Annotated in this window: 22 protein-coding genes and 1 tRNA gene; 15 read left to right on the forward strand and 8 right to left on the reverse strand. The window is 35.2% G+C overall.

Going from position 1 to position 22,306, the window contains the following annotated elements; all coding sequences use genetic code 11:
• Nucleotides 1-40: 40 nt before the first annotated feature.
• The 9 genes from pdxA to BC952_RS03265 all read left to right on the forward strand — a co-directional run bounded on the left by pdxA (nucleotide 41) and on the right by BC952_RS03265 (nucleotide 7,358).
• The gene (gene pdxA, locus BC952_RS03225; RefSeq protein ID WP_121364225.1) at nucleotides 41-1,090 is read left to right on the forward strand and encodes a 4-hydroxythreonine-4-phosphate dehydrogenase PdxA; all 1,050 of its coding nucleotides are present in this window, start codon (nucleotides 41-43) and stop codon (nucleotides 1,088-1,090) included.
• 85 nt (nucleotides 1,091-1,175) lie between these two features.
• The gene (locus tag BC952_RS03230) at nucleotides 1,176-1,718 is read left to right on the forward strand and encodes a YceD family protein (RefSeq protein ID WP_121364226.1); all 543 of its coding nucleotides are present in this window, start codon (nucleotides 1,176-1,178) and stop codon (nucleotides 1,716-1,718) included.
• A 9-nt stretch (nucleotides 1,719-1,727) separates the two neighbouring features.
• Nucleotides 1,728-1,922 carry a 50S ribosomal protein L32 gene (gene rpmF / locus BC952_RS03235; protein WP_007137315.1) on the forward strand — a complete coding sequence of 65 codons (195 nt, stop codon included), beginning with the start codon at nucleotides 1,728-1,730 and terminating at the stop codon, nucleotides 1,920-1,922.
• Nucleotides 1,923-2,095: 173 nt separating this feature from the next.
• Nucleotides 2,096-3,094, forward strand: a complete 999-nt coding sequence (locus tag BC952_RS03240; RefSeq protein WP_121364227.1) for a beta-ketoacyl-ACP synthase III — start codon at nucleotides 2,096-2,098, stop codon at nucleotides 3,092-3,094.
• A 23-nt stretch (nucleotides 3,095-3,117) separates the two neighbouring features.
• Nucleotides 3,118-3,597, forward strand: coding sequence for an acetyl-CoA carboxylase biotin carboxyl carrier protein (gene accB, locus BC952_RS03245; RefSeq protein WP_091166210.1), 480 nt, complete (start codon nucleotides 3,118-3,120; stop codon nucleotides 3,595-3,597).
• A gap of 84 nt (nucleotides 3,598-3,681) precedes the next feature.
• Entirely contained in the window at nucleotides 3,682-5,028 is a 1,347-nt protein-coding gene (gene accC, locus BC952_RS03250; RefSeq protein ID WP_121364228.1) for an acetyl-CoA carboxylase biotin carboxylase subunit, read from the forward strand.
• 263 nt (nucleotides 5,029-5,291) lie between these two features.
• Entirely contained in the window at nucleotides 5,292-5,588 is a 297-nt protein-coding gene (locus BC952_RS03255) for a hypothetical protein (protein ID WP_121364933.1), read from the forward strand.
• 21 nt (nucleotides 5,589-5,609) lie between these two features.
• Complete coding sequence (locus BC952_RS03260; RefSeq protein ID WP_121364229.1) at nucleotides 5,610-5,906, forward strand: hypothetical protein; 297 nt, start codon at nucleotides 5,610-5,612, stop codon at nucleotides 5,904-5,906.
• 120 nt (nucleotides 5,907-6,026) lie between these two features.
• On the forward strand, nucleotides 6,027-7,358 hold the full coding sequence (locus BC952_RS03265; protein ID WP_121364934.1) for a sigma-54-dependent transcriptional regulator: 1,332 nt from the start codon (nucleotides 6,027-6,029) through the stop codon (nucleotides 7,356-7,358).
• On the opposite strand, the gene BC952_RS03270 is transcribed toward BC952_RS03265, so the two are convergent.
• Nucleotides 7,355-9,787, reverse strand: coding sequence for an ATP-binding response regulator (locus BC952_RS03270; protein ID WP_121364230.1), 2,433 nt, complete (start codon nucleotides 9,785-9,787; stop codon nucleotides 7,355-7,357). The two genes, BC952_RS03265 and BC952_RS03270, sit on opposite strands and share 4 nt — an antisense overlap.
• A gap of 114 nt (nucleotides 9,788-9,901) precedes the next feature.
• Nucleotides 9,902-11,803 carry a S9 family peptidase gene (locus BC952_RS03275; RefSeq protein ID WP_121364231.1) on the reverse strand — a complete coding sequence of 634 codons (1,902 nt, stop codon included), beginning with the start codon at nucleotides 11,801-11,803 and terminating at the stop codon, nucleotides 9,902-9,904.
• A gap of 237 nt (nucleotides 11,804-12,040) precedes the next feature.
• Here BC952_RS03275 and BC952_RS03280 point away from each other — a divergent pair, with 237 nt between their 5' ends.
• From BC952_RS03280 to BC952_RS03290, 3 genes are read left to right on the forward strand one after another with little or no spacing between them, the layout of a single operon-like run.
• Nucleotides 12,041-13,153, forward strand: a complete 1,113-nt coding sequence (locus BC952_RS03280; RefSeq protein ID WP_121364232.1) for an NAD(P)/FAD-dependent oxidoreductase — start codon at nucleotides 12,041-12,043, stop codon at nucleotides 13,151-13,153.
• Nucleotides 13,153-13,893 (forward strand): monofunctional biosynthetic peptidoglycan transglycosylase, encoded by a 741-nt coding sequence (gene mtgA / locus BC952_RS03285; protein WP_121364233.1) that lies wholly within the window; start codon nucleotides 13,153-13,155, stop codon nucleotides 13,891-13,893. Before BC952_RS03280 ends, mtgA begins: the two co-directional genes overlap by 1 nt.
• Before the next feature lie 36 nt (nucleotides 13,894-13,929).
• Nucleotides 13,930-14,841, forward strand: coding sequence for a lipid A deacylase LpxR family protein (locus BC952_RS03290; RefSeq protein WP_341866835.1), 912 nt, complete (start codon nucleotides 13,930-13,932; stop codon nucleotides 14,839-14,841).
• 62 nt (nucleotides 14,842-14,903) lie between these two features.
• Here the strand turns inward: BC952_RS03290 and BC952_RS03295 are convergent.
• Nucleotides 14,904-14,977: transfer RNA gene (locus BC952_RS03295), tRNA-Ala, on the reverse strand.
• Nucleotides 14,978-15,103: 126 nt separating this feature from the next.
• On the opposite strand from BC952_RS03295, the gene BC952_RS03300 reads away from it, so the two are divergent.
• From BC952_RS03300 to BC952_RS03310, 3 genes are all read left to right on the forward strand, one after another.
• Complete coding sequence (locus BC952_RS03300; protein ID WP_121364235.1) at nucleotides 15,104-15,871, forward strand: enoyl-CoA hydratase/isomerase family protein; 768 nt, start codon at nucleotides 15,104-15,106, stop codon at nucleotides 15,869-15,871.
• 201 nt (nucleotides 15,872-16,072) lie between these two features.
• Nucleotides 16,073-16,537, forward strand: coding sequence for a 6-pyruvoyl trahydropterin synthase family protein (locus BC952_RS03305; protein WP_121364236.1), 465 nt, complete (start codon nucleotides 16,073-16,075; stop codon nucleotides 16,535-16,537).
• Nucleotides 16,538-16,541: 4 nt separating this feature from the next.
• Nucleotides 16,542-17,294, forward strand: coding sequence for a UDP-2,3-diacylglucosamine diphosphatase (locus tag BC952_RS03310; protein WP_121364237.1), 753 nt, complete (start codon nucleotides 16,542-16,544; stop codon nucleotides 17,292-17,294).
• A gap of 3 nt (nucleotides 17,295-17,297) precedes the next feature.
• Here the strand turns inward: BC952_RS03310 and BC952_RS03315 are convergent, their stop codons facing one another.
• The 5 genes from BC952_RS03315 to BC952_RS03335 all read right to left on the reverse strand — a co-directional run bounded on the left by BC952_RS03315 (nucleotide 17,298) and on the right by BC952_RS03335 (nucleotide 22,305).
• Nucleotides 17,298-17,654, reverse strand: coding sequence for a hypothetical protein (locus tag BC952_RS03315; RefSeq protein WP_121364238.1), 357 nt, complete (start codon nucleotides 17,652-17,654; stop codon nucleotides 17,298-17,300).
• Between the two features lie 150 nt (nucleotides 17,655-17,804).
• On the reverse strand, nucleotides 17,805-19,073 hold the full coding sequence (locus tag BC952_RS03320; RefSeq protein WP_121364935.1) for an MFS transporter: 1,269 nt from the start codon (nucleotides 19,071-19,073) through the stop codon (nucleotides 17,805-17,807).
• A gap of 13 nt (nucleotides 19,074-19,086) precedes the next feature.
• A complete protein-coding gene (recJ, locus tag BC952_RS03325; protein ID WP_121364239.1) occupies nucleotides 19,087-20,775 on the reverse strand; it encodes a single-stranded-DNA-specific exonuclease RecJ in 1,689 nt (562 codons plus the stop codon).
• A 103-nt stretch (nucleotides 20,776-20,878) separates the two neighbouring features.
• Nucleotides 20,879-21,226 (reverse strand): HopJ type III effector protein, encoded by a 348-nt coding sequence (locus BC952_RS03330; protein WP_121364936.1) that lies wholly within the window; start codon nucleotides 21,224-21,226, stop codon nucleotides 20,879-20,881.
• An 8-nt stretch (nucleotides 21,227-21,234) separates the two neighbouring features.
• Nucleotides 21,235-22,305, reverse strand: coding sequence for a flavin monoamine oxidase family protein (locus BC952_RS03335; protein WP_121364240.1), 1,071 nt, complete (start codon nucleotides 22,303-22,305; stop codon nucleotides 21,235-21,237).
• Between the last annotated feature and the right edge of the window lies 1 nt (nucleotide 22,306).

A 22,306-nucleotide genomic window follows, 5' to 3' on the forward strand; every position in this document is an offset into this window, starting at 1 on the left:
AAATTTGCACTTCAAAATTAGCAATAAATAACGTTAGATTATTATGAAAAAGGCAGAAAATATAATCGTCGGAATTTCTATAGGAGATTTAAACGGTATTGGAAGCGAGGTTATCTTAAAAACATTCGAGGATTCTCGTATGCTAGAGTTGTGTACTCCTGTTATCTTTGCTAATGTAAAGTTGCTTTCTTTTGTGAAAAAAGGTTTTCAATCGACTTCTTTATTGCATGGGATTGATAAGTTGGATCAAATTGTTCCGGGGAAGATTAATGTTTTAAATCTTTGGAAGGAAGGAGTGGATTTGAATTTTGGTGTAAGTGATTCGAAGGCCGGAGAGTATGCTATACGGTCATTTGTTGCGGCAACCAAGGCCTTGAAAGATGGTCTTGTAGATGTCCTGGTGACTGCGCCAATAAATAAATACAACATACAATCGGATGAATTTAAATTCCCCGGGCATACAGATTATTTAGATCAGGAATTAGCTGGAAATGCCTTAATGTTAATGGTTCAGGATAATTTAAGAGTTGGATTATTGACCGATCATATACCTTTAAACGAAGTGGCTGCTCATCTTACTGAGGAATTAATCAGGAAGAAGATTGAAACAGTGAAGCAATCATTGATTCAGGATTTTAGTATCAATAAGCCTAAAATTGCGGTTTTGGGATTGAATCCACATTGTGGCGACGGTGGGGTTATCGGGACTGAAGATGATTTAATAATAAAGCCAGCATTGAAAAAGATATTTGATAAAGGAACTTTAGTTTTTGGGCCTTTTGCTGCCGATGGTTTTTTTGGAAGTAACCAATATGAAAAATATGATGCGATTATAGCTACTTATCACGATCAGGGATTAATTCCTTTTAAAACACTTTCTTTTGGAAATGGCGTGAATTATACGGCTGGTCTGAATAAAATAAGAACGTCGCCGGATCATGGTACTGCTTATGATATTGCAGGAAAGGGGATAGCGGATTTCAACTCTTTTAAAGAGGCTGTTTATCTTGCAATTGACATTTATCATTCGAGAAATCAATATGCGGAAATCAGTGAGAAACCATTGAAAACAAAAGAAAAACAGTTGTGAACAAAAAAAAGTGAATAACATTATTAGATTTAGAATAATTTTATATCTTTGCACTCCCGAAGTTTAGGGGCAAATTGTTGTTGAAATGAAGAATAGAAAAGAATATTTAATTCCTTTCGTAGGATTAAAGCAAGGCAAACATCATTTTGAGTATCAAATAAGTAATGCGTTCTTTGAAATCTTTGATTATAATGAATATCAAGATTCAAATATCAAAGTAAATGTAGTTTTAGAGAAAAAAAGCACGCTGCTAGAGTTGAGTTTTAAGCATAAAGGTATTGTAAATGTGCCTTGTGATCTCACAAGTGAAGATTTTGATTTGCCTATTAAAGGTCAAATGAAGTTAATCGTTCGTTTTGGGGAGGAATTTAATAATGAAAATGAGGAATTGTTAATTTTACCTCATGGAGAGTTTGAAATAGATATTGCACAATACATCTATGAAATGATAGTGTTGTCAGTTCCTCTAAGACGAGTTCATCCAGGCGTGAAAGACGGAAGTTTAAAGACGGAAGCCTTAACTAAATTAAATGAACTCATAGTAAAGGAAGAAAAAGAAGAAATTAAAGAAGAAGAAAATATTGACCCGCGTTGGGACAAATTAAAGCAACTATTAACGGATAAATAATATAGTAAAATGGCACATCCTAAGAGAAAAATCTCCAAAACAAGAAGAGATAAAAGAAGAACACATTATAAAGCTACTGTAGCTCAAATCGCTACTTGTCCAATCACTGGAGAAGCGCATTTATACCATAGAGCGTATTGGCATGAAGGTAAAATGTACTACAGAGGGCAAGTTGTTATAGATAAATCTGTAGCGGTTGCTTAATACATTTTAGTAAATGATATTCGAACTCTCACATCGTGAGAGTTTTTTTGTTGTTTATCATTTTCGTTAAATAAGAAGCTCTTAATCAATGGAAATGAATTTTTTTTTTGTAATTTTCAAGTCTTTTAAAAAATTTTCAAATGGTACCATTTGACAAGAAATAATCGCATACAATGAATACAATTACAGCCGCAATAACCGCTGTTGGAGCTTATGTTCCGGACTTTGTACTAACGAACAAAGCTCTTGAAGCAATGGTTGATACCAATGATGAGTGGATAACTTCTCGTACAGGAATAAAAGAAAGAAGAATTCTTAAAGAAGAAGGCAAAGGGACTTCTTTTTTGGCCATTAAAGCTGCACAAAATTTATTAGCAAAAGCTAATATTGATCCTTTTGAAATAGATTTGTTGATAATGGCAACTGCTACTCCAGATATGCCTGTGGCTTCAACGGGTGTGTATGTTGCAACTGAAATAGGTGCTACTAATGCTTTTGCATATGATTTGCAAGCAGCTTGTTCCAGTTTCTTATTTGGAATGTCAACTGCCGCTGCTTACATAGAATCAGGAAGATATAAGAAAGTACTGTTGATCGGTGCTGATAAAATGTCTTCAATCGTGGATTATACAGACAGATCAACTTGTATTATTTTTGGAGATGGTGCTGGTGCAGTATTATTTGAACCTAATTACGAAGGATTGGGACTGCAGGATGAGTACTTGCGTAGTGATGGTATCGGTAGAGATTTTTTGAAAATTGATGCTGGTGGATCCATTAATCCTACATCTTTAGAAACCGTAAAAGAAAATAGACATAATATTATTCAAGACGGAAAAACAGTGTTTAAATATGCAGTGACCAACATGGCAGATTCAAGCGAATTAATTTTGAAAAGAAATAATTTGACGAATGAAGATGTAGATTGGTTGGTTCCTCATCAAGCCAATAAACGTATTATTGATGCTACTGCTAATAGAATGAATTTAGAAGATTCTAAAGTATTAATGAATATCGAAAAATACGGAAACACAACTTCTGCTACTTTACCATTAGTACTTAGTGATTTTGAACATTTATTCAAAAAAGGAGATACGATAATTTTGGCTGCTTTTGGAGGTGGATTCACTTGGGGATCTATTTATCTAAAATGGGCATACGATAAAAAATAAATTTAAACTAAAAACAAATAATTATGGATTTAAAAGAAATTCAAAATCTAATCAAGTTTGTAGCAAATTCAGGAGTTGCAGAAGTTAAATTAGAGATGGATGATGTGAAAATCACCATCAGAACAACACTGGAAGGGAATGTGACAGAAACCACGTATGTACAACAAATGCCTGCTCAAGGTGCACTTCAACAAGCAGTAGCTCCGCAACAAATTGCCCCGGCCGTAGTTGCTCCAGAAGTTCCAGCAGTAGAAAACGCTCATTATATCACTATAAAATCTCCAATTATTGGAACTTTTTATAGAAAACCATCTCCAGATAAACCGATGTTTGTTGAAGTAGGTAAAACAATTTCTAAGGGGGATGTTCTTTGTGTAATCGAAGCCATGAAATTATTTAATGAAATTGAATCTGAAGTTTCTGGTAAAATTGTGAAAGTACTGGTTGATGACATGTCACCAGTTGAATTTGACCAACCTTTATTCTTAGTAGATCCGTCATAATATTTTTGAGATTCCAATAGTCAAAATTCCAATTCCAAATTGAGTTTTGACTATTGGAATTTTAAATTTAAAATATAAAATAAGATGTTTAAAAAAATATTAATTGCAAATAGAGGGGAAATTGCGTTACGCGTAATTAGAACGTGCAAGGAAATGGGCATAAAAACAGTAGCTGTTTATTCTACTGCTGATGCCGAAAGTCTTCATGTAAAGTTTGCTGACGAAGCGGTTTGTATAGGACCTCCTCCAAGCAACTTATCCTATTTAAAAATGTCAAATATTATTGCCGCTGCCGAAATTACAAACGCAGATGCAATACATCCAGGATACGGATTCCTTTCTGAAAATTCTAAATTTTCAAAAATTTGTCAGGAACATGGAATCAAATTTATTGGAGCATCTCCAGAGATGATTGATAGAATGGGAGACAAAGCCTCTGCAAAATCAACCATGATTGAAGCAGGAGTTCCTTGTGTTCCGGGTTCAGTAGGTATCTTAGAATCATATGATCAAGCCTTGCAATTATCAAGAGATTTTGGTTATCCAGTAATGCTAAAAGCAACTGCTGGTGGTGGTGGAAAAGGGATGCGTGCCGTTTGGAAAGAAGATGAATTGTTAAAAGCATGGGAAGGTGCACGTCAGGAATCCGCAGCTGCTTTTGGGAATGACGGTATGTACTTGGAGAAATTAATTGAAGAGCCTCGTCATATTGAAATTCAGGTTATAGGCGATTCTTATGGAAAAGCGTGTCATCTTTCTGAAAGAGACTGCTCCGTACAAAGACGTCATCAAAAATTGACTGAAGAAACGCCTTCACCATTTATGACAGATGAATTGCGTACTAAAATGGGTGAAGCAGCTGTAAAAGCAGCTGAATATATTAAATATGAAGGTGCTGGAACTGTGGAATTTTTGGTGGATAAACACCGTAATTTCTATTTCATGGAAATGAATACTCGTATTCAAGTAGAGCATCCTATTACAGAACAAGTAATTGATTATGATTTAATTCGTGAGCAAATTCTTGTAGCCGCGGGGGTTGCTATTTCAGGGAAAAATTATTTACCTCAATTGCATGCTATTGAATGCCGTATTAATGCGGAAGATCCTTATAATGATTTCCGTCCGTCTCCAGGAAAAATCACAACATTGCATATGCCGGGTGGACATGGAGTTCGTTTAGATACTCATGTATATTCAGGGTACACTATTCCGCCAAATTATGATTCAATGATTGCAAAACTTATTACTACAGCTCAATCTCGCGAGGAAGCAATTAGTAAAATGAGAAGAGCCTTAGATGAATTTGTAATCGAAGGTATAAAAACAACTATTCCTTTCCATAGACAATTAATGGATGATCCTCGTTATATTGCGGGTGATTATACTACCGCATTCATGGATACTTTCAAAATGAACGATCCGGAATAAAAAATACTTTATTTAAGTAAAAACCTTGCAGCGATGCAAGGTTTTTTTGTTTATTCTAATTTTGATACTGGGGTAAAGTGTGTAAAAATTACCCGTTTTTCTCGAAATATTACCCACTTTTCCCATCTTAAAACAAAGTGATAAAAAACTAATACTCTATTTTTTAGTCTATTACAGGTCTTTTAGGTTCTCGTAAAAAACTGGTACAATTATTCCTTTATCTTAAACAACAATAACAAATGAATAATTTAAAAATAAATATTATGAAAAAGTTAATCTTATCAGCAGCAATCGTTTTAGGAAGTTTTTCAACATACGCAACTACCCTTCCTACAACTAACTCCGCTACCACATCACAATCTATTCAAGAAGAATATACAGAGGTGAAATTAGAAGAAGTACCAGAGGCTGTAAAAGCTGCGTTAAAAACAGCCTATCCAGATGCAATACTTGATAAAGCGTATATTAATGCTAACAAAGAGTATAAATTAGATATCACTGTTGGCGATAAAAAAGGAAATCTTTTTGCAGATGCAAATGGAAAATGGATTCAAAAATAATAATAAACTAAAGTAAATAAGATGAAAAAGTTAATGGTATCAGCGGCAATCGTTTTAGGAAGTTTATCAACTTATGCAACTATTATTCCGGTAAGCAATATAGTTACTCAATCTGTCTTAATGCAAGAAGAATATACCGAAGTCCAGGCAGAAGCAATTCCTGAAGCGGTGAAAGCAGCATTGAAAACCGCTAAACCGGACGCTATACTTGTAAAAGCCTCTGTTAATGCAAAGAAAGAATATAAATTAGAAATCACAGTTGGAGACCAGAAAGCTACTGTTTATGCAGATGCTGAAGGGAACTGGATAAATAAATAATTTAGGGAAATTTTTTATTTTTTAAAAGAGATTGTTTTTTAACAGTCTCTTTTTTTTGCAAAAAATTATGAGAATACAAATTTAATAACTTTATTTTAGCCCTAAAGTTAAACAATGTTAATGGCTAAGATTTTATTGATTGAAGACGATGTCGCTTTTTGTAGGTTATTAGAAAAATTTCTAATAAAAAAATCCTATGATGTAACGGCAACATTTTCAGCCGCAGAAGCAAAATCCAAGATTAAAAGTAACGAATTCGATTTAATTATCACGGATTTAAGGCTTCCCGATTCTGATGGGATTGTACTCATGTCAGAAATAAAATTAACTCACCCAAATGTTCCTGTAGTACTAATGACAGGATATTCGGATGTGAGTACAGCTGTAAAAGCTATAAAAAACGGTGCTGCGGATTACATTTCAAAACCATTTAATCCTGAGGAAGTTTTATTGGTTATTACGTGTGCACTACAAATATCTAACAAGATAGTTTCAACGTCTAAAAATAAAAAACAAGAAGTTAAAAAAACTACTGATGAATTCGTTAAAGGTATTTCTCAAGCGTCCCAAAAGCTTGCTGAATACATTCAATTAGTCAGCCCAACAAACATGTCTGTTTTAATTATTGGCGAAAGCGGAACTGGAAAAGAAGTCATTGCAAAAAGTATTCATGAAAACAGTTCCAGAAAAAACACTAATTTCATTGCAGTTGACTGTGGTTCCATTCCAAAAGAATTAGCAGCGAGTGAATTTTTTGGGCATCTAAAAGGATCTTTTACGGGAGCAATCCAAGATAAAATCGGTTTTTTTGAAGCGGCAAATGGTGGAACTATCTTTCTGGATGAAATAGGGAATCTTTCTTATGAAAATCAAATCCAGCTTTTACGTGCTTTACAAGAAAGAAAAATAAAACCCGTTGGCAGTAATAAAGAAATTGATGTTGATATAAGGATTATTACCGCAACAAATGAAGATTTGCGCGAAGCAGTAAAAAGAGGAGATTTCAGAGAAGATTTATACCACCGAATCAATGAGTTCTCCATTCATTCTCCTTCATTAGTAGAGCGAAATGAGGATTTAATGCTTTTTTCAGCTTTTTTTCTTGAAAAATCAAATCAAGAATTGAACAAAAATGTCATCGGATTTTCTTCTGAAGTTATGACTATTTTTCAAAACTACAGATGGCCGGGAAATCTCAGGGAACTTCAAAATTGTATCAAAAGAGCCACGCTTTTGTCACAAGGAGATTTTATTGAAAAAGCAACACTTCCAGTAGAATTTTTTCGAAATGAACCTACAACAACAAATGATTTTTCATTGTCTGAAAATGAAAAAGACACTATTCTTGAGGCTTTAAATAAAACGAATAATAATAAAACTGAAGCAGCAAAATTGCTTAAAATCAACAGAAAAACATTGTATAATAAATTAAAATTATACGATATCAATTAGTTTATTTCCTTTTCCAGAAGTGTAAAAAGAATCGCAATCTTGTTTTTTAAATCCGTAAAAATAATATTTATGTTTTGGATTATATGTTCTTCTAACTCTAATTGATCTAGAATTGTACTAATATGAGAAGCCTTGATTTGCTTAAACATTGGATTCATTTTGTGAGCACTATTTTTAATTTCAAGAAAGTTGTCCTCTAAGATTGCTTGTTCTAAAAATTGTAAACTCTCCTTTGTGCTTGTCATAAAGGTTAGTAAAACCTCTTTTAAAGCCTCATCTTCATCGGATAAAAATGATTTCAACGCTTTTAGCGAATATGGTTTGTTTGTTTGTTTAGAGTCAGTTTTCAAGTCTGATTCAACAGGGATTTCCGTATTATTCATAATTGCTTTGATGGTTTTAAGCAATCCTTTTGGAGAAAATGGTTTTCTGACCACCGTTGTGAAACCCGCTTTTTTGTAATTTTCTATATCTAAATCATTTCTTCCCGTTACTGCAATAATTGGCTCGTTTTTATAATTTATTTCTGTTGATTTTTTTAGTTTTTTTAAAAATAAGAAACCATCCACAACAGGCATTTGAATATCAGTAATTATGAAATCAAAATCAATATTTGGGAGTGCAGTAATCGCATCAGAGGCATTATTAAACGGAAAAACAGTATAATGATGCTGTTTTAAAACTTCGGTTGTTAACTTCAACAAACTCTCATCATCATCAATGATTACTGCTGTGAATTTCTCTTTTGAAGGATTGATAAAAATTTCTTTTTTGGATAGTGTATCGTCAAAAATTAACGGAATTTGGATTTCAAAAATGCTTCCTTTGCCTAATTCACTTTTTAAACTCAATTCACCGCCTAGAATAGCCGTCATTTTTTTAGAGATGGTAAGTCCTAAACCCGTTCCTCCATATTTTTTTTCAATATTTTCGTCGGCTTGTGTGAATTCTTCAAAAATTAAGTGCTGATTTTTTTCTGCAATTCCAATGCCAGAATCCTCAATACGGATGCATATTCTATCGGTTTCAGGATTAACCGTAACTTCAATTTTTATGAATCCTTTATCTGTAAATTTGAACGCATTTCCTATGATATTAGACAATATTTGTTTCAGCCTGAACGGGTCGCCTATGATTTTTTGTTTTAGATTAGGATCAATTTTGATGTCAAGTTGTATTGGTTTTTGAATATAAACCGATTGTATGCTGTTTCCTATTTCATGAATAATATCATATAAAGAAAAAGGGATTTTTTCAACAACTATTTTTCCAGCCTCAATTTGAGTAAAATCAAGTAAATCCTGAACTAATTTCGAGATATATTCTGAAGAATTTTTGATGTTTTTTGTGAAATGTTCTTGCTTTGGATTTAAGATTGAATTGCCCAAAAGTTCGGTGTAGCCTAAGATTGTACTTAAAGGGGTTTTTAAGTCGTGGCTTACTGTGGAAATAAGTTGCTCTCTATTTTTAAGAAGTGTTTTGGTTTTGGTGTTCGCTGCCTCAAGTTGTCTTTTATAGGATTGAGTTTTTGAAAAATCATTTAAAATTAACACTAAAAATAATAATGTCGACAATGATCCTATCGCCGCAGCTATAGTTACGATTCGGTTTGTTTTTTTTAATGAATTTTCTCGGTCTAGATTATTTTTGGTTGTATTTCTAATAATCTCACTTTCTACGATATTTAAGATTTTTCTTAATTGTTCCGATATGGAAATTTCATTTTTAAGCAATTTATTTTCTTCAAAATTCAATAATATTTTCTTTTTTTCGGTCTCTTTCTTCACTTCATTCAACAATGTTTTGGAAGCCATTAAAATTGAATCAGTAGCTTTTTTACTTAACGTATTAGTACTGTCATCAGGAATGTTTTGATTTAAGTAGGAGACGTATTTTTTAAGTACATTTCGTTGATATTCTCCCATTTCTGAGGGATATTTTACAAAATCTTCCAATTGGAGCTTTCGTAACGAAGATTCTATCTTTGTTAAATCCTCAATTGCATTTTTTACTGCAGCTTCATCATTGGTCTTGTTTTTTATGGCTTTAAGTTGCTTTATATTTTGAGTTTTTTTAGATAATAAAAACTTTACACTATCCAATAAAGTAATCTGATAGGGAGTTGTGACCAATAATTTTAAAGAATCAATATCTAATTTTAAGGAGTCTGTTTTAGAAATATAATTCTTGAAATCTTTTTCAGAATTAGACTGAACGGTTATTCGGGCTAAACTTTCTGTTTTATATATTTTAGAAAGTAAATTACTTACTTTTAAAATCTTGCTATTTTCTTTAACAGCCTTACTTTCAGTTTCTGAAAAAACGTTGCTTTCGGAGTATAAAAACCAGCCCACACTTGCAAAAAGTAAAGCTAGCACCAGATAACTAATGAAAACTTTTATCGGAATATAACTTTTTTTATTGTCCATTTTTCAAAGATAAAAATTAGATAAGGCTTTAAAGTTAAGATATTCAAAATATTTTGAAGGGAACAAAAAAACCTCACGGAAAAGTGAGGTTTAATTTCTTTTATAAGTTCAAATCTACAAGGTTTCTTTCAGCCATTTGAAAAATTCACCTTGCCAAACCTGAGCATTTTGTGGTTTCAACACCCAGTGGTTTTCTTCTGGAAAATACAAGAATCTGCTTTTTATGCCACGCAATTGAGCTGCTTGGAACGCTTCTTGACCTTGTCCTATTGGTACACGGAAATCTTTTCCGCCTTGAATAATTAAAATAGGTTTGTTCCATTTTTCCACTAAAGTCATTGGGTTGAATGTCGTGTACGTTTTTTGAGCTACAGCATTATCTTTCTCCCAATACGCACCACCAAAATCCCAGTTGCTGAAGAAAACTTCCTCAGTAGTTCCAAACATGCTTTGGGTATTAAAAACGCCATCGTGGGCAATGAACGTTTTGAATCGGTTGTTGTGTATTCCCGCTAAATAGAAAACGGAATATCCGCCGTAACTGGCGCCAACGCATCCTAAACGGCTTGTATCAACATATTTTTCCTTCGCCACATCATCAATCGCTGATAGGTAATCGTCAATCACTTGTCCGCCCCAGTCTTTGCTGATTTGCTCATTCCATTCTACACCGTGACCCGGCATTCCGCGACGGTTTGGAGCCACAACAATATAGCCGTTTGCAGCCATCAACTGCAAATTCCATCGGTAGGAATAAAATTGTGTCAATGCAGATTGTGGTCCGCCCTGGCAATATAATAGCGTTGGGTATTTTTTTGAAGCATCAAAATTAGGCGGCAGAACTACCCAAACTAACATTTTTTTGCCATCCGTTGTCGTTACATATCTTCTTTCGGTTTTGCTTAACGCCAAAGAATTATAGGTTGCCGAATTGACATTGGAAAGTTGTTTCCAAGTATTTTTGTTTAAATTATATGAAAAAATTTCCGCCGCATGATTCATGTCGGTTTTCGTTACGATGATGTTATCGCCTGAGAAACCAACTAAATCATTGACATCAAAATCGCCAGTTGTGATTTGGCGAACAGTGATCGCTATTTTGGTTAGACCCGGAAAATTAACTTCAAACAATTGTTTTGTTCCGTCTATCGGCGCCACAAAAAAGATTTTTTTCCCGTCAGGACTCCAAATGAAATGATCAACTGTTCCGTCCCAATTAGCCGTTAAGTTCATCTTCATTCCTTTGAAACTCACCATCAGGTCGTTTTTATCGGCTTCATAACCGTCACGTTTCATTTGCAACCAAGTCAAATTGCCTGTTGGAGAAAATTGTGGAGCAGTATCATATCCTAGGTTTTCCTCAGTTTTATTGATCGTTTTTCCTGTTTCCAGATTGTATTCGAAAATATTGGTGTTGGTAGAAATAGCATAATCGGTTCCTGCTTTTTTCTTACTAACGTACAAGATGCTTTTGCTGTCTGGCGACCAAATGTAATCTTCGTCTCCACCAAAAGGTTTTTGTGGACTGTCAAAATTTTCGCCTTTCATAATGTCAATTCCCGCTGCGCTTTCTTTGTTTTCTTTGTAAAAAACATGGTTGTATTTTCCTTCGTTCCAAGTGTCCCAATGGCGGTAATTCAAGCCATCATAGATTTGAGCGTCTGATTTTTCCAGTTCCGGATAAAAATCTTTTCCGTGAATTTTTTCGATTTTTACTTCCTCATTATAAACGATATATTTCCCATCCGGAGAAGTATTTTTGTCTTTTAATAAGTCTTTGGTATCTTTTACTTCAGTTGGATTTCCTCCATTTACAGGTAAAATGTAGAATTTAGAGTCCGATTTGTTTTCTTCCACCGAAGGAGTGGTCACTTTATAAACTATATTTTTTCCATCTTTGGAAATACCTAAAGGAGTTACTCTTCCTAGTTTCCAGAGCAGTTCCGGAGTCATTACATTTTGTGCCATAGCAGTTAAACTCATCATTAATAAGGGTATAAACAGTATTTTTTTCATTGTAATTATTGATTTTTTCGAATGCTAAAATTAGCCAATTTTAATTGATGTTTTTTCGTTTTTAACACTTGCTTTTTAGCCCCGATAAAAGTGGAAATCCTTTCTAATCCTGAACTTGTTTCAGGATTCTGAAACAAGTTCAGGATTAGAAAGATTGAAACGGATAGGGGGATTAGCTCCTGAAATAAATTGAGAATAAATCCAAAAAATTATTAATTTTATAAAAAATATTTGGACATGGATTTGAGCTATTGGGAGTTGAAAAACTGGTTTACTGATGTCCATTATACCATCGTAGGAAGTGGTATTGTGGGCTTGCATGCTGCATTGCGCATGCGCGAAAGGTTCCCGGAAAGCAAAATTCTGGTATTGGAAAAAGGAATGTTGCCGCAAGGCGCAAGTACTAAAAATGCCGGTTTTGCGTGTTTCGGAAGCCTTTCAGAAATCATAGACGATTTAAAATCCCACTCGGAAGAAGAAGTGATTCATCTAATCCAAAAACGTTGGAAAGGATTGCAATTGTTACGAAAAAGACTCGGTGATGACACGATAGATTTCAAACCGTATGGCGGATATGAGTTATTTTTAAAAGACGATGAGAGTTGTTACAGTGAGTGTGTCGGGAAATTACCGTTCATCAATGAAATCTTAAGACCACTTTTCAAAGCGGATGTTTTTGCCAAAGAAGTAGATCGTTTTGGATTTGGCGGGATACAGGAATATTTAGTTTTTAATCCATTTGAAGCACAGATTGATACCGGAAATATGATGCAGGCGTTATTGAAAGAAGCGGTTTCTAAAAATATTTTAATTTTAAACCAACAAACTGTTACCTCTTATTTCGACAAAGGTAATGGAGTGGAAGTGGCGCTTGGCGATTTCAGTTTCACGACTAAAAAAATATTGTTTGCGACGAACGGTTTTGCTAACGGAATTACTAATGGAGCTGTTAAGCCAGCCAGAGCACAGGTTTTAATCACGGAACCTATTAAAAATTTAGACATAAAAGGGACTTTTCACTTAGATCGAGGGTATTATTATTTCAGGAATATTGGCGACAGAATACTATTAGGCGGAGGAAGAAACCTGGATTTTGAGACGGAAAACACAACCGAATTTGGACAAACAGAAATCGTCCAAAAAAAATTGGAACAATTATTAAAAGAAGTAATTTTGCCGAATCAGGATTTCCAGGTTGCACACCGTTGGAGCGGGATTATGGGTATTGGCAATAGTAAGAATCCCATCGTTTCACAATTGTCCGATAATGTCTATTGTGGCGTACGATTGGGTGGAATGGGAGTGGCAATAGGAAGTTTAATTGGAACAGAATTAGCAGATTTAATATAATGGCAACGAAAATAACACCAAGAAAATCAAGACAACCCGTTAAAAAAGAACCGACCTCTTTTATGAGCAAACTAACCCGTTTTTTATTCAAAGTATTGTTATGGTTCTTCGGACTTTCTTTATTTTTTGTGGTGCTTTTTAAATTTGTTCCGGTACCGTTTACACCATTAATGGTGATTCGGGCGATTGAAAACAAAGCTGCTGGAAAAGAAGTTTTTTTTAGCCACGACTGGGAACCAATTGAGAATATCTCGATGAATCTTCAAAAAGCCGTAATTGCCAGTGAAGACGGAACGTTCCTGAAACACAACGGTTTTGATTTTGTCGCCATGCAAAAAGCGTATAAAAGCAATGAAAGAGGTCGAAGAATAAAAGGGGGAAGCACCATATCACAACAAACCGCCAAAAATGTTTTTCTTTGGCAAGGCCGAAGTTATTTGAGAAAAGGACTTGAAGCTTATTTTACGGTTCTGATTGAAATTATTTGGGGTAAGGAACGCATCATGGAAGTGTACTTGAATAGTATCGAAATGGGAAATGGTGTTTATGGGGCACAAGCGGCCGCAGAACATTGGTATCGAAAAGATGCATCGAGTCTTACACCGATGCAGGCAGCTGGAATTGCTGCGATATTACCCAATCCTAGAAAATATTCGGCAACAAGTTCTTCCTCGTATATCAACAGACGAAAAGCTAAAATTGTGCGCGTGATGCGAACTGTTGGAAAAATTAATTATTAGATGCTATTTAGGAAAATCCTTTGTAGTATTCTGATTATGTTCTTCGCTTTTGCTTTTGCTCAAAATAAAATGAATGAGATAGGTCTCATTACGGATAATGATCTATATACCTCTTCCAAGAATGACAAGTATTATACCAATGGGTTAGAGTTTTTTTATAGGTTTCTAGTAAAAAATGATAAGGAAGCAATAAATAAAAAAATATTGGAATTTCGAATTGGCCAATATATTTATAATCCCAGAACTATTAAAGCAAATGATGCAAGATTAAATGATCGGCCGTTTGCTGGTTATCTTTTTGTTGAAGCGGGGAGAACCAGTTTTTATCAAAATGAATCGGTATTGAAGGTTGCGGTTCAGCTCGGTTTCATTGGTGTTAATTCATTTGCTGAAGAAATGCAAAAGGAATTTCACGCAATTTTTAATTATAAATCAGTTCAGGGCTGGCAGTACCAAATTAAAAATGCGGTAGCCCTTCAAACTAATTTTTTATTTTCTAATAAGTTGTTTGTCAAACAAAACAAACAGAATATAGATTTTCATTTTCAATCAAAAGCAGATTTAGGAACTATTTTTACGGGAGTTTCTGCAGGGTTTTTGACTAGAATCAGTATAAAAAAAGTACTGCCTGTTTATGATTCTAATCTTTATGGAGGTTCTGTTCATGCTAATTCTCAGCAAAATGATAGTGAGTTGTATTTTTACATCGTTCCCGGTATAAATTATAAATTGTATGATGCTACAATACAGGGAAGTCTTTTTAATGATACCAGCCCGATAACGTATGATTTAATTCCATTTCGTTTTAATGCGGAATCAGGAATAAAATACCGAAAAAACAATCTTAATTTGTCGTATGCCTTTATTTACAGAGGAAAAGAGTTGAAGAATGATTTGGTCACAGGTTATTTTTATGGTTCAATAGCTATTGCTTATTTGTTTAAATAGAATTGTGAATAGCGTAATAAAAAAACCGTAAACTCTTACTTAAAAGATTTTACGGTTTTTTGTGGAGAATATCGGATTCGAACCGATCACCTCTTGCCTGCCAGGCAAGCACTCTAGCCAAATGAGCTAATCCCCCAAACTTAGTCGCAAATATAACATATAAATTTTCCAAAAAGCAAATTTCAAAAATACAAATTCATTCTATTTTAAAAAAGGTCAAATCCTCCTTTACTTTTTTTAACTTTACATCAAAATCACTACTATGCCATCAGAAAACCCAACAGGTTCGCTCGTTACAACTATCGATAATAAAATCGCAACCGTTATATTTGGTCACCCTTCAAGTAATTCTTTTCCCAGAGAATTATTAGACCGACTCACTACTGAATTCAATAATTTAAGTGCCAATCCAACTGTTTCGGTGATTGTTATACAAAGTGAAGGCTCAGGTGCTTTTTGTGCAGGTGCTTCATTTGATGAACTTTTGGCTGTTTCCAATGAATCAGAAGGAACCGAGTTTTTTTCTGGATTTGCTCATTTAATTAACGCCATGCGTTTGTGTTCCAAGCTTATCGTGGGTCGCATTCACGGAAAAGCAGTTGGTGGTGGCGTAGGAATTGCTTCCGCTTGTGATTACACCTTGGCTACAAAAAATGCTTCCATAAAATTGTCAGAATTAGCTATTGGAATTGGCCCCTTTGTAATAGAACCAGTCGTTTCAAAGAAAATTGGAAAAACGGCAATGGCCGAAATGACGCTCGCAGCCCACGAATGGAAAACTGCTGATTGGGCAGCAGCCAAAGGATTGTATGCCAATACATTTGAAACCGTCGAAGAATTGGATGCCGCAATAGCTGATTTCAGCGCTAAATTATCCAGTTATAATCCCGAAGCTTTAATGGAAATGAAAAAAGTTTTGTGGGAAGGAACACAACATTGGGACACATTATTGCTGGAACGCGCCGCGATTTCGGGTAAATTGGTGTTGTCTGATTTTACCAGAAAAGCATTATCTCAATTCAAAAAGTAATTTTTTTCAGGATTTATTCTGAATTTATTTCAGGAGCTATTTCCTGCTGTACACTATATCTTTTTATAAGGTGAAGAAAAATCACCTTATAAAAAGGATGCCGTTTCCATCAGGGCTAGACCTCAGTGGAATCCAAATACCAAGATTTACATCTCATTTCTCATATCAATTTGCTAAATTTGCATCAAAAATTAAACTCCGATGAGCAATATCAGAATTACAAAACAATTTAGTTTCGAAACCGGTCACGCCTTATACGGTTATGACGGGAAATGTAAAAATGTTCACGGACATAGTTATAAATTGTCAGTAACAGTAATTGGAACTCCAATTACAGATCGTTCCAATGTGAAATTTGGAATGGTGATTGACTTCACGGATTTAAAGAAAATTGTAAAAGAAGAAATTGTAGATCAGTTTGACCATGCGACTGTTTTCAACGGAACAACGCCGCATATCGAATTGGCAAACGAATTGATGAGCCGCGGACATCATGTTATATTGGTTGATTACCAACCAACAAGCGAAAATATGGTAGTTGATTTTTCTCAAAGAATCATCAATAGATTACCACAAGGAATCACTCTTTTCTCCTTAAAATTACAAGAAACCGAATCTTCTTTTGCAGAATGGTTTGCCAGTGATAATATGAAATCCATACTGTAACTTCATGCAATTACCCCATAACAAAAAAATATATTTCGCCTCCGATCAGCACTTTGGCGCACCAACACCTAAATTGAGTTTTCCGAGAGAACAAAAATTTGTAGCTTGGCTCGACGAAGTAAAAGGCGATGCAGAAGCTATTTTTCTGTTGGGTGATTTATTTGATTTTTGGTTCGAATACAAAACCGTAGTCCCAAAAGGATTCATTCGTGTTTTAGGCAAACTTGCCGAAATCAGAGATTCTGGAATCCCTATTTATTTCTTCGTGGGAAACCATGATTTATGGATGAAAGATTATTTCCAGATAGAACTCAATATTCCTGTGTTTCATGATAATCAAGAATATACTTTTGGAGATAAAACATTCCTTATTGGCCACGGCGACGGAAAAGGTCCGGGCGATTTAGGATACAAACGCATGAAAAAGATATTTACAAATCCGTTTTTCAAATGGCTTTTTAGATGGCTTCATCCGGATATTGGCGTGAAACTGGCGCAATATCTTTCCGTAAAAAATAAGCTGATTTCTGGTGATGAAGATGTAACTTTTCTTGGCGAAGACAACGAATGGCTAATTCTCTATTCCAAAAGAAAACTGGAAACCAAACACTACAATTACCTTATTTTTGGACACCGCCATTTGCCTATGAAAGTTACCGTAGGAGAAAATGCCGAGTATGTGAATCTAGGTGACTGGATTACGTATTTTACCTATGGTGTTTTTGATGGCGAGAATTTTGAGATTAAAAAGTATTAATCCCTAATTCATTCCCTCGCCATACAAATAATCATCCAAATTTATTTTAAACAAAGTGCCTTCCACCAAGTCTTTTACGGCATCTAATTCTTCTATGGAAACGGCCAAATCAATTTGGGAACAAGGCGTTTTTAGTAAAAATTTATGGCATTTGTTTTTCAGTTCACAATTGTCGCAACATTTGTTTTGGATATAGCTGTCTTCAATACAGCGCTTAAATAGTTGCAGTTCCTGTTGAGTAAAATAAAAACCCATTTCTCTAAAAACCAGTTGGACTTTGTCCAATACTACATCATTGTCTTTTCTCCAGTAAAAAGCAGTGCCTAAATGGTTATGATATATTTGTTTTATTTCTTGCATGTGTCATCAATTTGAAACAAATATAAGTATTATTTATATTTATTCTAAATAATAAAACATAAAAAAGACATAAAAAAAGTCGGTAAGTAATCTTGAGATTAATTTACCGAAAGATAATAAGAAGTGTTTTTTCTAAAAAGAATCTATTTATTACTCGCTCTTTTCGTGTTCCTCAACATCTTTTTGCAAGTCCAGTTTTCTAAAAGTAGGCGATACGGCTCCGGTAAGAAATACGGTAATCAATGTCATGCTTCCGCCAAAGACCACAGCACTAACGGTTCCCATCAGTTTTGCGGTTAATCCGCTTTCAAAAGCTCCTAATTCATTTGAGGAACCCACAAATATAGAATTCACAGCTGCAACTCGGCCTCGCATGTGATCGGGAGTTTTCAATTGCAAAATAGTTTGACGTATCACCACCGAAATCCCATCGAAAACACCGCTTAAAAATAAAGCCACGACAGACAACCAAAAAATAGAAGAAAGTCCAAAAACGATAATGCAAATCCCGAACGCAAAAATAGCCGACAACAATTTCATACCCGCATTTTTAGTAAAAGGAATATACGCTGAGATTATTAACATCAAAAAAGCGCCAACAGCCGGAGCGGCTCTCAAAACACCAAATCCCTGCGGACCTACTTTCAAAATATCCTGTGCAAAAATGGGCAACAGCGCAACGGCCCCACCGAAAAGAACGGCAATCATATCCAGCGATAAAGCGCCTAAAATAGTCTTATTATTGAAAACAAATTTTACACCTTCTTTCAAACTCTCCATAATAGGTTCACCAATTTTTGGATTTAAAATAGGCTTAGTTGCAATTTGGGTTAAAGCAATCAACGCTAAAATTGAACATCCTAAAACGATGGACATTGACCAGTGAACACCAATCCAATTAATAGAAAAACCAGCTACTGCAGGACCTAAAACCGAACTTATTTGCCAAACGGAACTGCTCCAGGTGGCAGCATTGGGATATAATTTTTTAGGAACAATTAACGCTAAAAGAGAAAATATCGTCGGGCCAAGAAAAGCACGTACCAATCCTCCTAAAAACACGAAAAAGTAAATGGAATATAAAATAGTTTGGGTAGAAAAATCTTTTATGAATGGTGGCCACGTAAATAAGAACAAGCCCAAACTAATGATTGAAAACCCTAAAATGCATTTGAAAAGCAATCCTTTTTTCTCCTTTTGATCAACAATGTGTCCGGCAAATAAAGCCATCGAAATCGCCGGAATAACTTCCATTAATCCTATGATTCCTAATGATAACGGATTTTTGGTCAAACTGTATACTTCCCATTCAATGACAATAAACTGCATTGACCAACCAAAAACCATGGCAAAACGTAATAATAAAAAAATATTGAATTCTTTATAACGCAGAGCTGAGTATGGGTCGTTTTTTTTCATAGTATCACAATCATTATTTAATATCTCGCAATCGCAATTGCAAACTGAATTTGCCTTTCCATTCGTTTTCATCAATGCAATACACAGCTTGAAAAGGTTTTTGATGCGTAGTCAGTTCGATTTTGTTTCCCAAATTAAATCCAATTGCAGCGATGCCTTCGGAGTTATTTTGTTTGACAAAAAGTTTTAGATGTTCCTCTTCTTGCCCCATAGGTTTTCCATAACCGGTGTCTTTAATATTTTTAGTCAGGAAAATTGGAGTCATATTTTGTGGTCCGTACGGTTCAAATTGTTTCAGGATTCGGATTAATTTTGGAGTAATATCTGCAAAATCGATTTCGGCATCAACGGCAATTTCTGGAGTCAACATATCGGGATGAATGGTTCTTCCGACTTCTTTTTCGAAAGCATCTTTGAAGATTTGATAATTTTCTTCCTTCAACGTCATTCCCGCAGCATACATGTGACCACCAAATTGTTCCAAATGTTCGGTACAGGCTTCGAGCGCATTATACACATCGAACCCTTTTACGGAACGTGCCGAAGCGGCATATTTATCGCCACTTTTGGTAAAAACAAGTGTCGGACGATAATAGGTTTCAATCAATCGGGAAGCGACAATTCCAATCACTCCTTTGTGCCAATCTTCTTGAAAAACTACGGAAGTAAAACGCTTTTTTTCATTGTTTTCCTCAATTTGTTGTAATGCTTCTTTGGTGATTAATTTGTCTAAATCTTTTCGCTCCGAATTATACGCCTCGATTTCAGAAGCAAATTGTTGGGCTTGCTCAAAATCAAATTCGGTTAATAATTCCACCGCATGATTCCCATGTTTGATGCGTCCGGCAGCGTTTATTCTGGGCGCGATGATGAAAACAACATCGGTAATATCTAAGGTTTGTTTTTTTATTTGGTGAATAATGGCTTTTATTCCTGGTCTTGGATTAGTATTGATGACTTGCAATCCAAAATAAGCCAGCACCCGATTTTCTCCGGTCATAGGGACAATATCAGCAGCAATCGCAGCTGAAACCAAATCCAAATACGGAATCAAATCATCGATTGTTTCATTTCGGTTTTGGCCCAAAGCCTGAATCAATTTGAAACCTATTCCGCAACCGCATAATTCATCGTAGGGATAGGAACAATCGTCTCTTTTTGGATCGAGAATGGCAACAGCTTCGGGTAAGAATTCTCCTGGTCTGTGGTGGTCACAAATGATAAAATCGATGTTTTTTGCTTTGGCGTATCCCACATGATCGATGGATTTTATACCACAATCCAAAGCAATTATAAGCGAAAACCCATTGTCATCAGCAAAGTCAATTCCTTTAAATGAAATTCCATAGCCTTCATCATAACGATCCGGAATATAGGTCGCCACGTTCGGATAATAGGTTTTTACATAGGAAGAAACGAGTGAAACTGCCGTGGTTCCATCGACATCATAATCACCAAAAACGAGAATATTTTCTTCACTTTCAATTGCTTTTTCAATTCGGGCAACTGCTTTTTCCATATCTTTCATCAAATATGGATCGTGCAAATCCTCTAAACTCGGACGAAAAAACCTTCTGGCATCTTCAAATGTTTCAATACCGCGTTGCACTAATAAAGTGGCCACAAAATCTTCTACATTCAACGCTTTCGCCAAATGTTGTACAGTCTCCTCGGAAGGTTTTGGTTTTAAGGTCCAACGCATAGTGATTTGGTATTATAGAATTTAGGAATTCGAAAAGGGAACCACCGCTAATTCGCTAATTATGTCTGTCGATTTATAATAGGAATTAGCATTTTAACAATTTTTATTTTTTCAACACTAAAGCACTTCCGTAAAAGGCAATTCCATCCCAACCGGTTTTCATGAAATTGCGGATGTTTTGATGATCAGTTCCGTTTGGATTTTGTAAAACATCTTCGTAATAATAGGCTCCAAAACAGGCTAATGTTTCTGCTTCTGATAAGTTTTGAATTTCGGCGAACGAAAATAATTTGCAAGATCCTGAATTTTCTCCTGCTGCATTGTGTTGCAAACCATTCTCGAATGCTGTAGGTGTAAAGTCGTAGTTTTCTTCGATAGTAGCAATGGTTTCCGAAAATACTATTGTTTCAGGTGTTTGTTTTAATTTCTCTAAGAAAGCGGCTATAGTCATATTGATTTTCATTGTTTAGAATTGTGAGGCAATTGTGAGGCAATTGTTTTCGCGGCAAAAATAGCGCCATCCATATAACCAGGGTTTTGAGTGGCAGTTTCTGCTCCGGAAACATATAATTTATCGTTTAGCAATGGTGTTTTGAAAAGGGAATGTCCGTTGTTTTGGTGCGCTAATACGAGTTGTTCATACGGCTGAAATGTAAGCGGTTCTTCCCTCCAAACGTTCTCGTAATAGGCTACATAATCCGAAGCTTCTGGTCCAAAGAAAGCCGTTAGTTGCGCTATTACTTTTTCTTTGCGCTCTTCAAAAGACAGGACTGCGGTTCCTCCGTTTAGGAAACCTTTTAATGCAAAACCGGAATTATTAGCAGTGCTGTGATCATACATTTCCTGAATAATACTGGCTTGGCTGAATAAGGTTCCAGAATAATTATTCTGTTTCCAAAAAGGAGTTTTATATTCCACAGCGAATTTTATAGATTCGCCCATCCAAGTATGCGTTTTCGTGGCTAGTTGTGTGAAATTATCGGGTAATTTGGGTTCAAAAATCACCGAGTTTACAAACAAATTGGGTGGGATAGTGCTGATTACTTTATCGGCTGAATAAGTGTTTCCGCTTGAATCCGTTACTATTAATTGATTATTTTGCTCTTTTATTGCGACTATTTTGGTTTGTGTTTTAATATTTTGCATCCCAATTTCAGAAGTTAATTTCTCAATTAGTGTTGCTGTTCCGCCCTCAATGCGAAAAGAAGGTTCTTCAGAATCTGATATTTCAAATTTCTGTGGCGGCACAAAAGACATCGTTTCAAATAATGAAATGCCTTTTGTATGTTGTCTAAAATAAGGGAGTTCTAAAGTTTGAAGTACCTCCAGAAGATGGCGGTGTTGGTTTCCAAACCAAGTCGCACCCATTTCCATCGTGACAGCTGTTGCCCCTGTTATGGTTTTTATGCGGCCTCCAATTCTGGTATTAGCCTCCAATATCAGAACTTCTATTCCTTTTTTTTGAAGTAAAAAAGCAGTGTAGAGTCCACAAAGTCCCGCACCGATTACAATAATTTTTTCCTTTTTCATG

This window comes from Flavobacterium limicola (assembly GCF_003634755.1).
GTDB classification, from domain to species: domain Bacteria; phylum Bacteroidota; class Bacteroidia; order Flavobacteriales; family Flavobacteriaceae; genus Flavobacterium; species Flavobacterium limicola.

What these genes read in the sequence shown, in the direction of transcription:
- BC952_RS03270 (WP_121364230.1), bottom strand. Translation starts at nt 9,787, where the DNA reads ATGGACAATAAAAAAAGTTATATTCCGATAAAAGTTTTCATTAGTTAT.
- BC952_RS03255 (WP_121364933.1), top strand. Translation starts at nt 5,292, where the DNA reads ATGAAAAAGTTAATCTTATCAGCAGCAATCGTTTTAGGAAGTTTTTCA.
- BC952_RS03320 (WP_121364935.1), bottom strand. Translation starts at nt 19,073, where the DNA reads ATGAAAAAAAACGACCCATACTCAGCTCTGCGTTATAAAGAATTCAAT.
- accB (WP_091166210.1), top strand. Translation starts at nt 3,118, where the DNA reads ATGGATTTAAAAGAAATTCAAAATCTAATCAAGTTTGTAGCAAATTCA.
- BC952_RS03330 (WP_121364936.1), bottom strand. Translation starts at nt 21,226, where the DNA reads ATGACTATAGCCGCTTTCTTAGAGAAATTAAAACAAACACCTGAAACA.
- BC952_RS03240 (WP_121364227.1), top strand. Translation starts at nt 2,096, where the DNA reads ATGAATACAATTACAGCCGCAATAACCGCTGTTGGAGCTTATGTTCCG.
- BC952_RS03280 (WP_121364232.1), top strand. Translation starts at nt 12,041, where the DNA reads ATGGATTTGAGCTATTGGGAGTTGAAAAACTGGTTTACTGATGTCCAT.
- BC952_RS03260 (WP_121364229.1), top strand. Translation starts at nt 5,610, where the DNA reads ATGAAAAAGTTAATGGTATCAGCGGCAATCGTTTTAGGAAGTTTATCA.
- recJ (WP_121364239.1), bottom strand. Translation starts at nt 20,775, where the DNA reads ATGCGTTGGACCTTAAAACCAAAACCTTCCGAGGAGACTGTACAACAT.
- BC952_RS03290 (WP_341866835.1), top strand. Translation starts at nt 13,930, where the DNA reads ATGTTCTTCGCTTTTGCTTTTGCTCAAAATAAAATGAATGAGATAGGT.
- accC (WP_121364228.1), top strand. Translation starts at nt 3,682, where the DNA reads ATGTTTAAAAAAATATTAATTGCAAATAGAGGGGAAATTGCGTTACGC.
- BC952_RS03275 (WP_121364231.1), bottom strand. Translation starts at nt 11,803, where the DNA reads ATGAAAAAAATACTGTTTATACCCTTATTAATGATGAGTTTAACTGCT.
- BC952_RS03310 (WP_121364237.1), top strand. Translation starts at nt 16,542, where the DNA reads ATGCAATTACCCCATAACAAAAAAATATATTTCGCCTCCGATCAGCAC.
- BC952_RS03305 (WP_121364236.1), top strand. Translation starts at nt 16,073, where the DNA reads ATGAGCAATATCAGAATTACAAAACAATTTAGTTTCGAAACCGGTCAC.
- mtgA (WP_121364233.1), top strand. Translation starts at nt 13,153, where the DNA reads ATGGCAACGAAAATAACACCAAGAAAATCAAGACAACCCGTTAAAAAA.
- BC952_RS03315 (WP_121364238.1), bottom strand. Translation starts at nt 17,654, where the DNA reads ATGCAAGAAATAAAACAAATATATCATAACCATTTAGGCACTGCTTTT.
- BC952_RS03265 (WP_121364934.1), top strand. Translation starts at nt 6,027, where the DNA reads ATGGCTAAGATTTTATTGATTGAAGACGATGTCGCTTTTTGTAGGTTA.
- rpmF (WP_007137315.1), top strand. Translation starts at nt 1,728, where the DNA reads ATGGCACATCCTAAGAGAAAAATCTCCAAAACAAGAAGAGATAAAAGA.
- BC952_RS03300 (WP_121364235.1), top strand. Translation starts at nt 15,104, where the DNA reads ATGCCATCAGAAAACCCAACAGGTTCGCTCGTTACAACTATCGATAAT.
- BC952_RS03335 (WP_121364240.1), bottom strand. Translation starts at nt 22,305, where the DNA reads ATGAAAAAGGAAAAAATTATTGTAATCGGTGCGGGACTTTGTGGACTC.
- BC952_RS03230 (WP_121364226.1), top strand. Translation starts at nt 1,176, where the DNA reads ATGAAGAATAGAAAAGAATATTTAATTCCTTTCGTAGGATTAAAGCAA.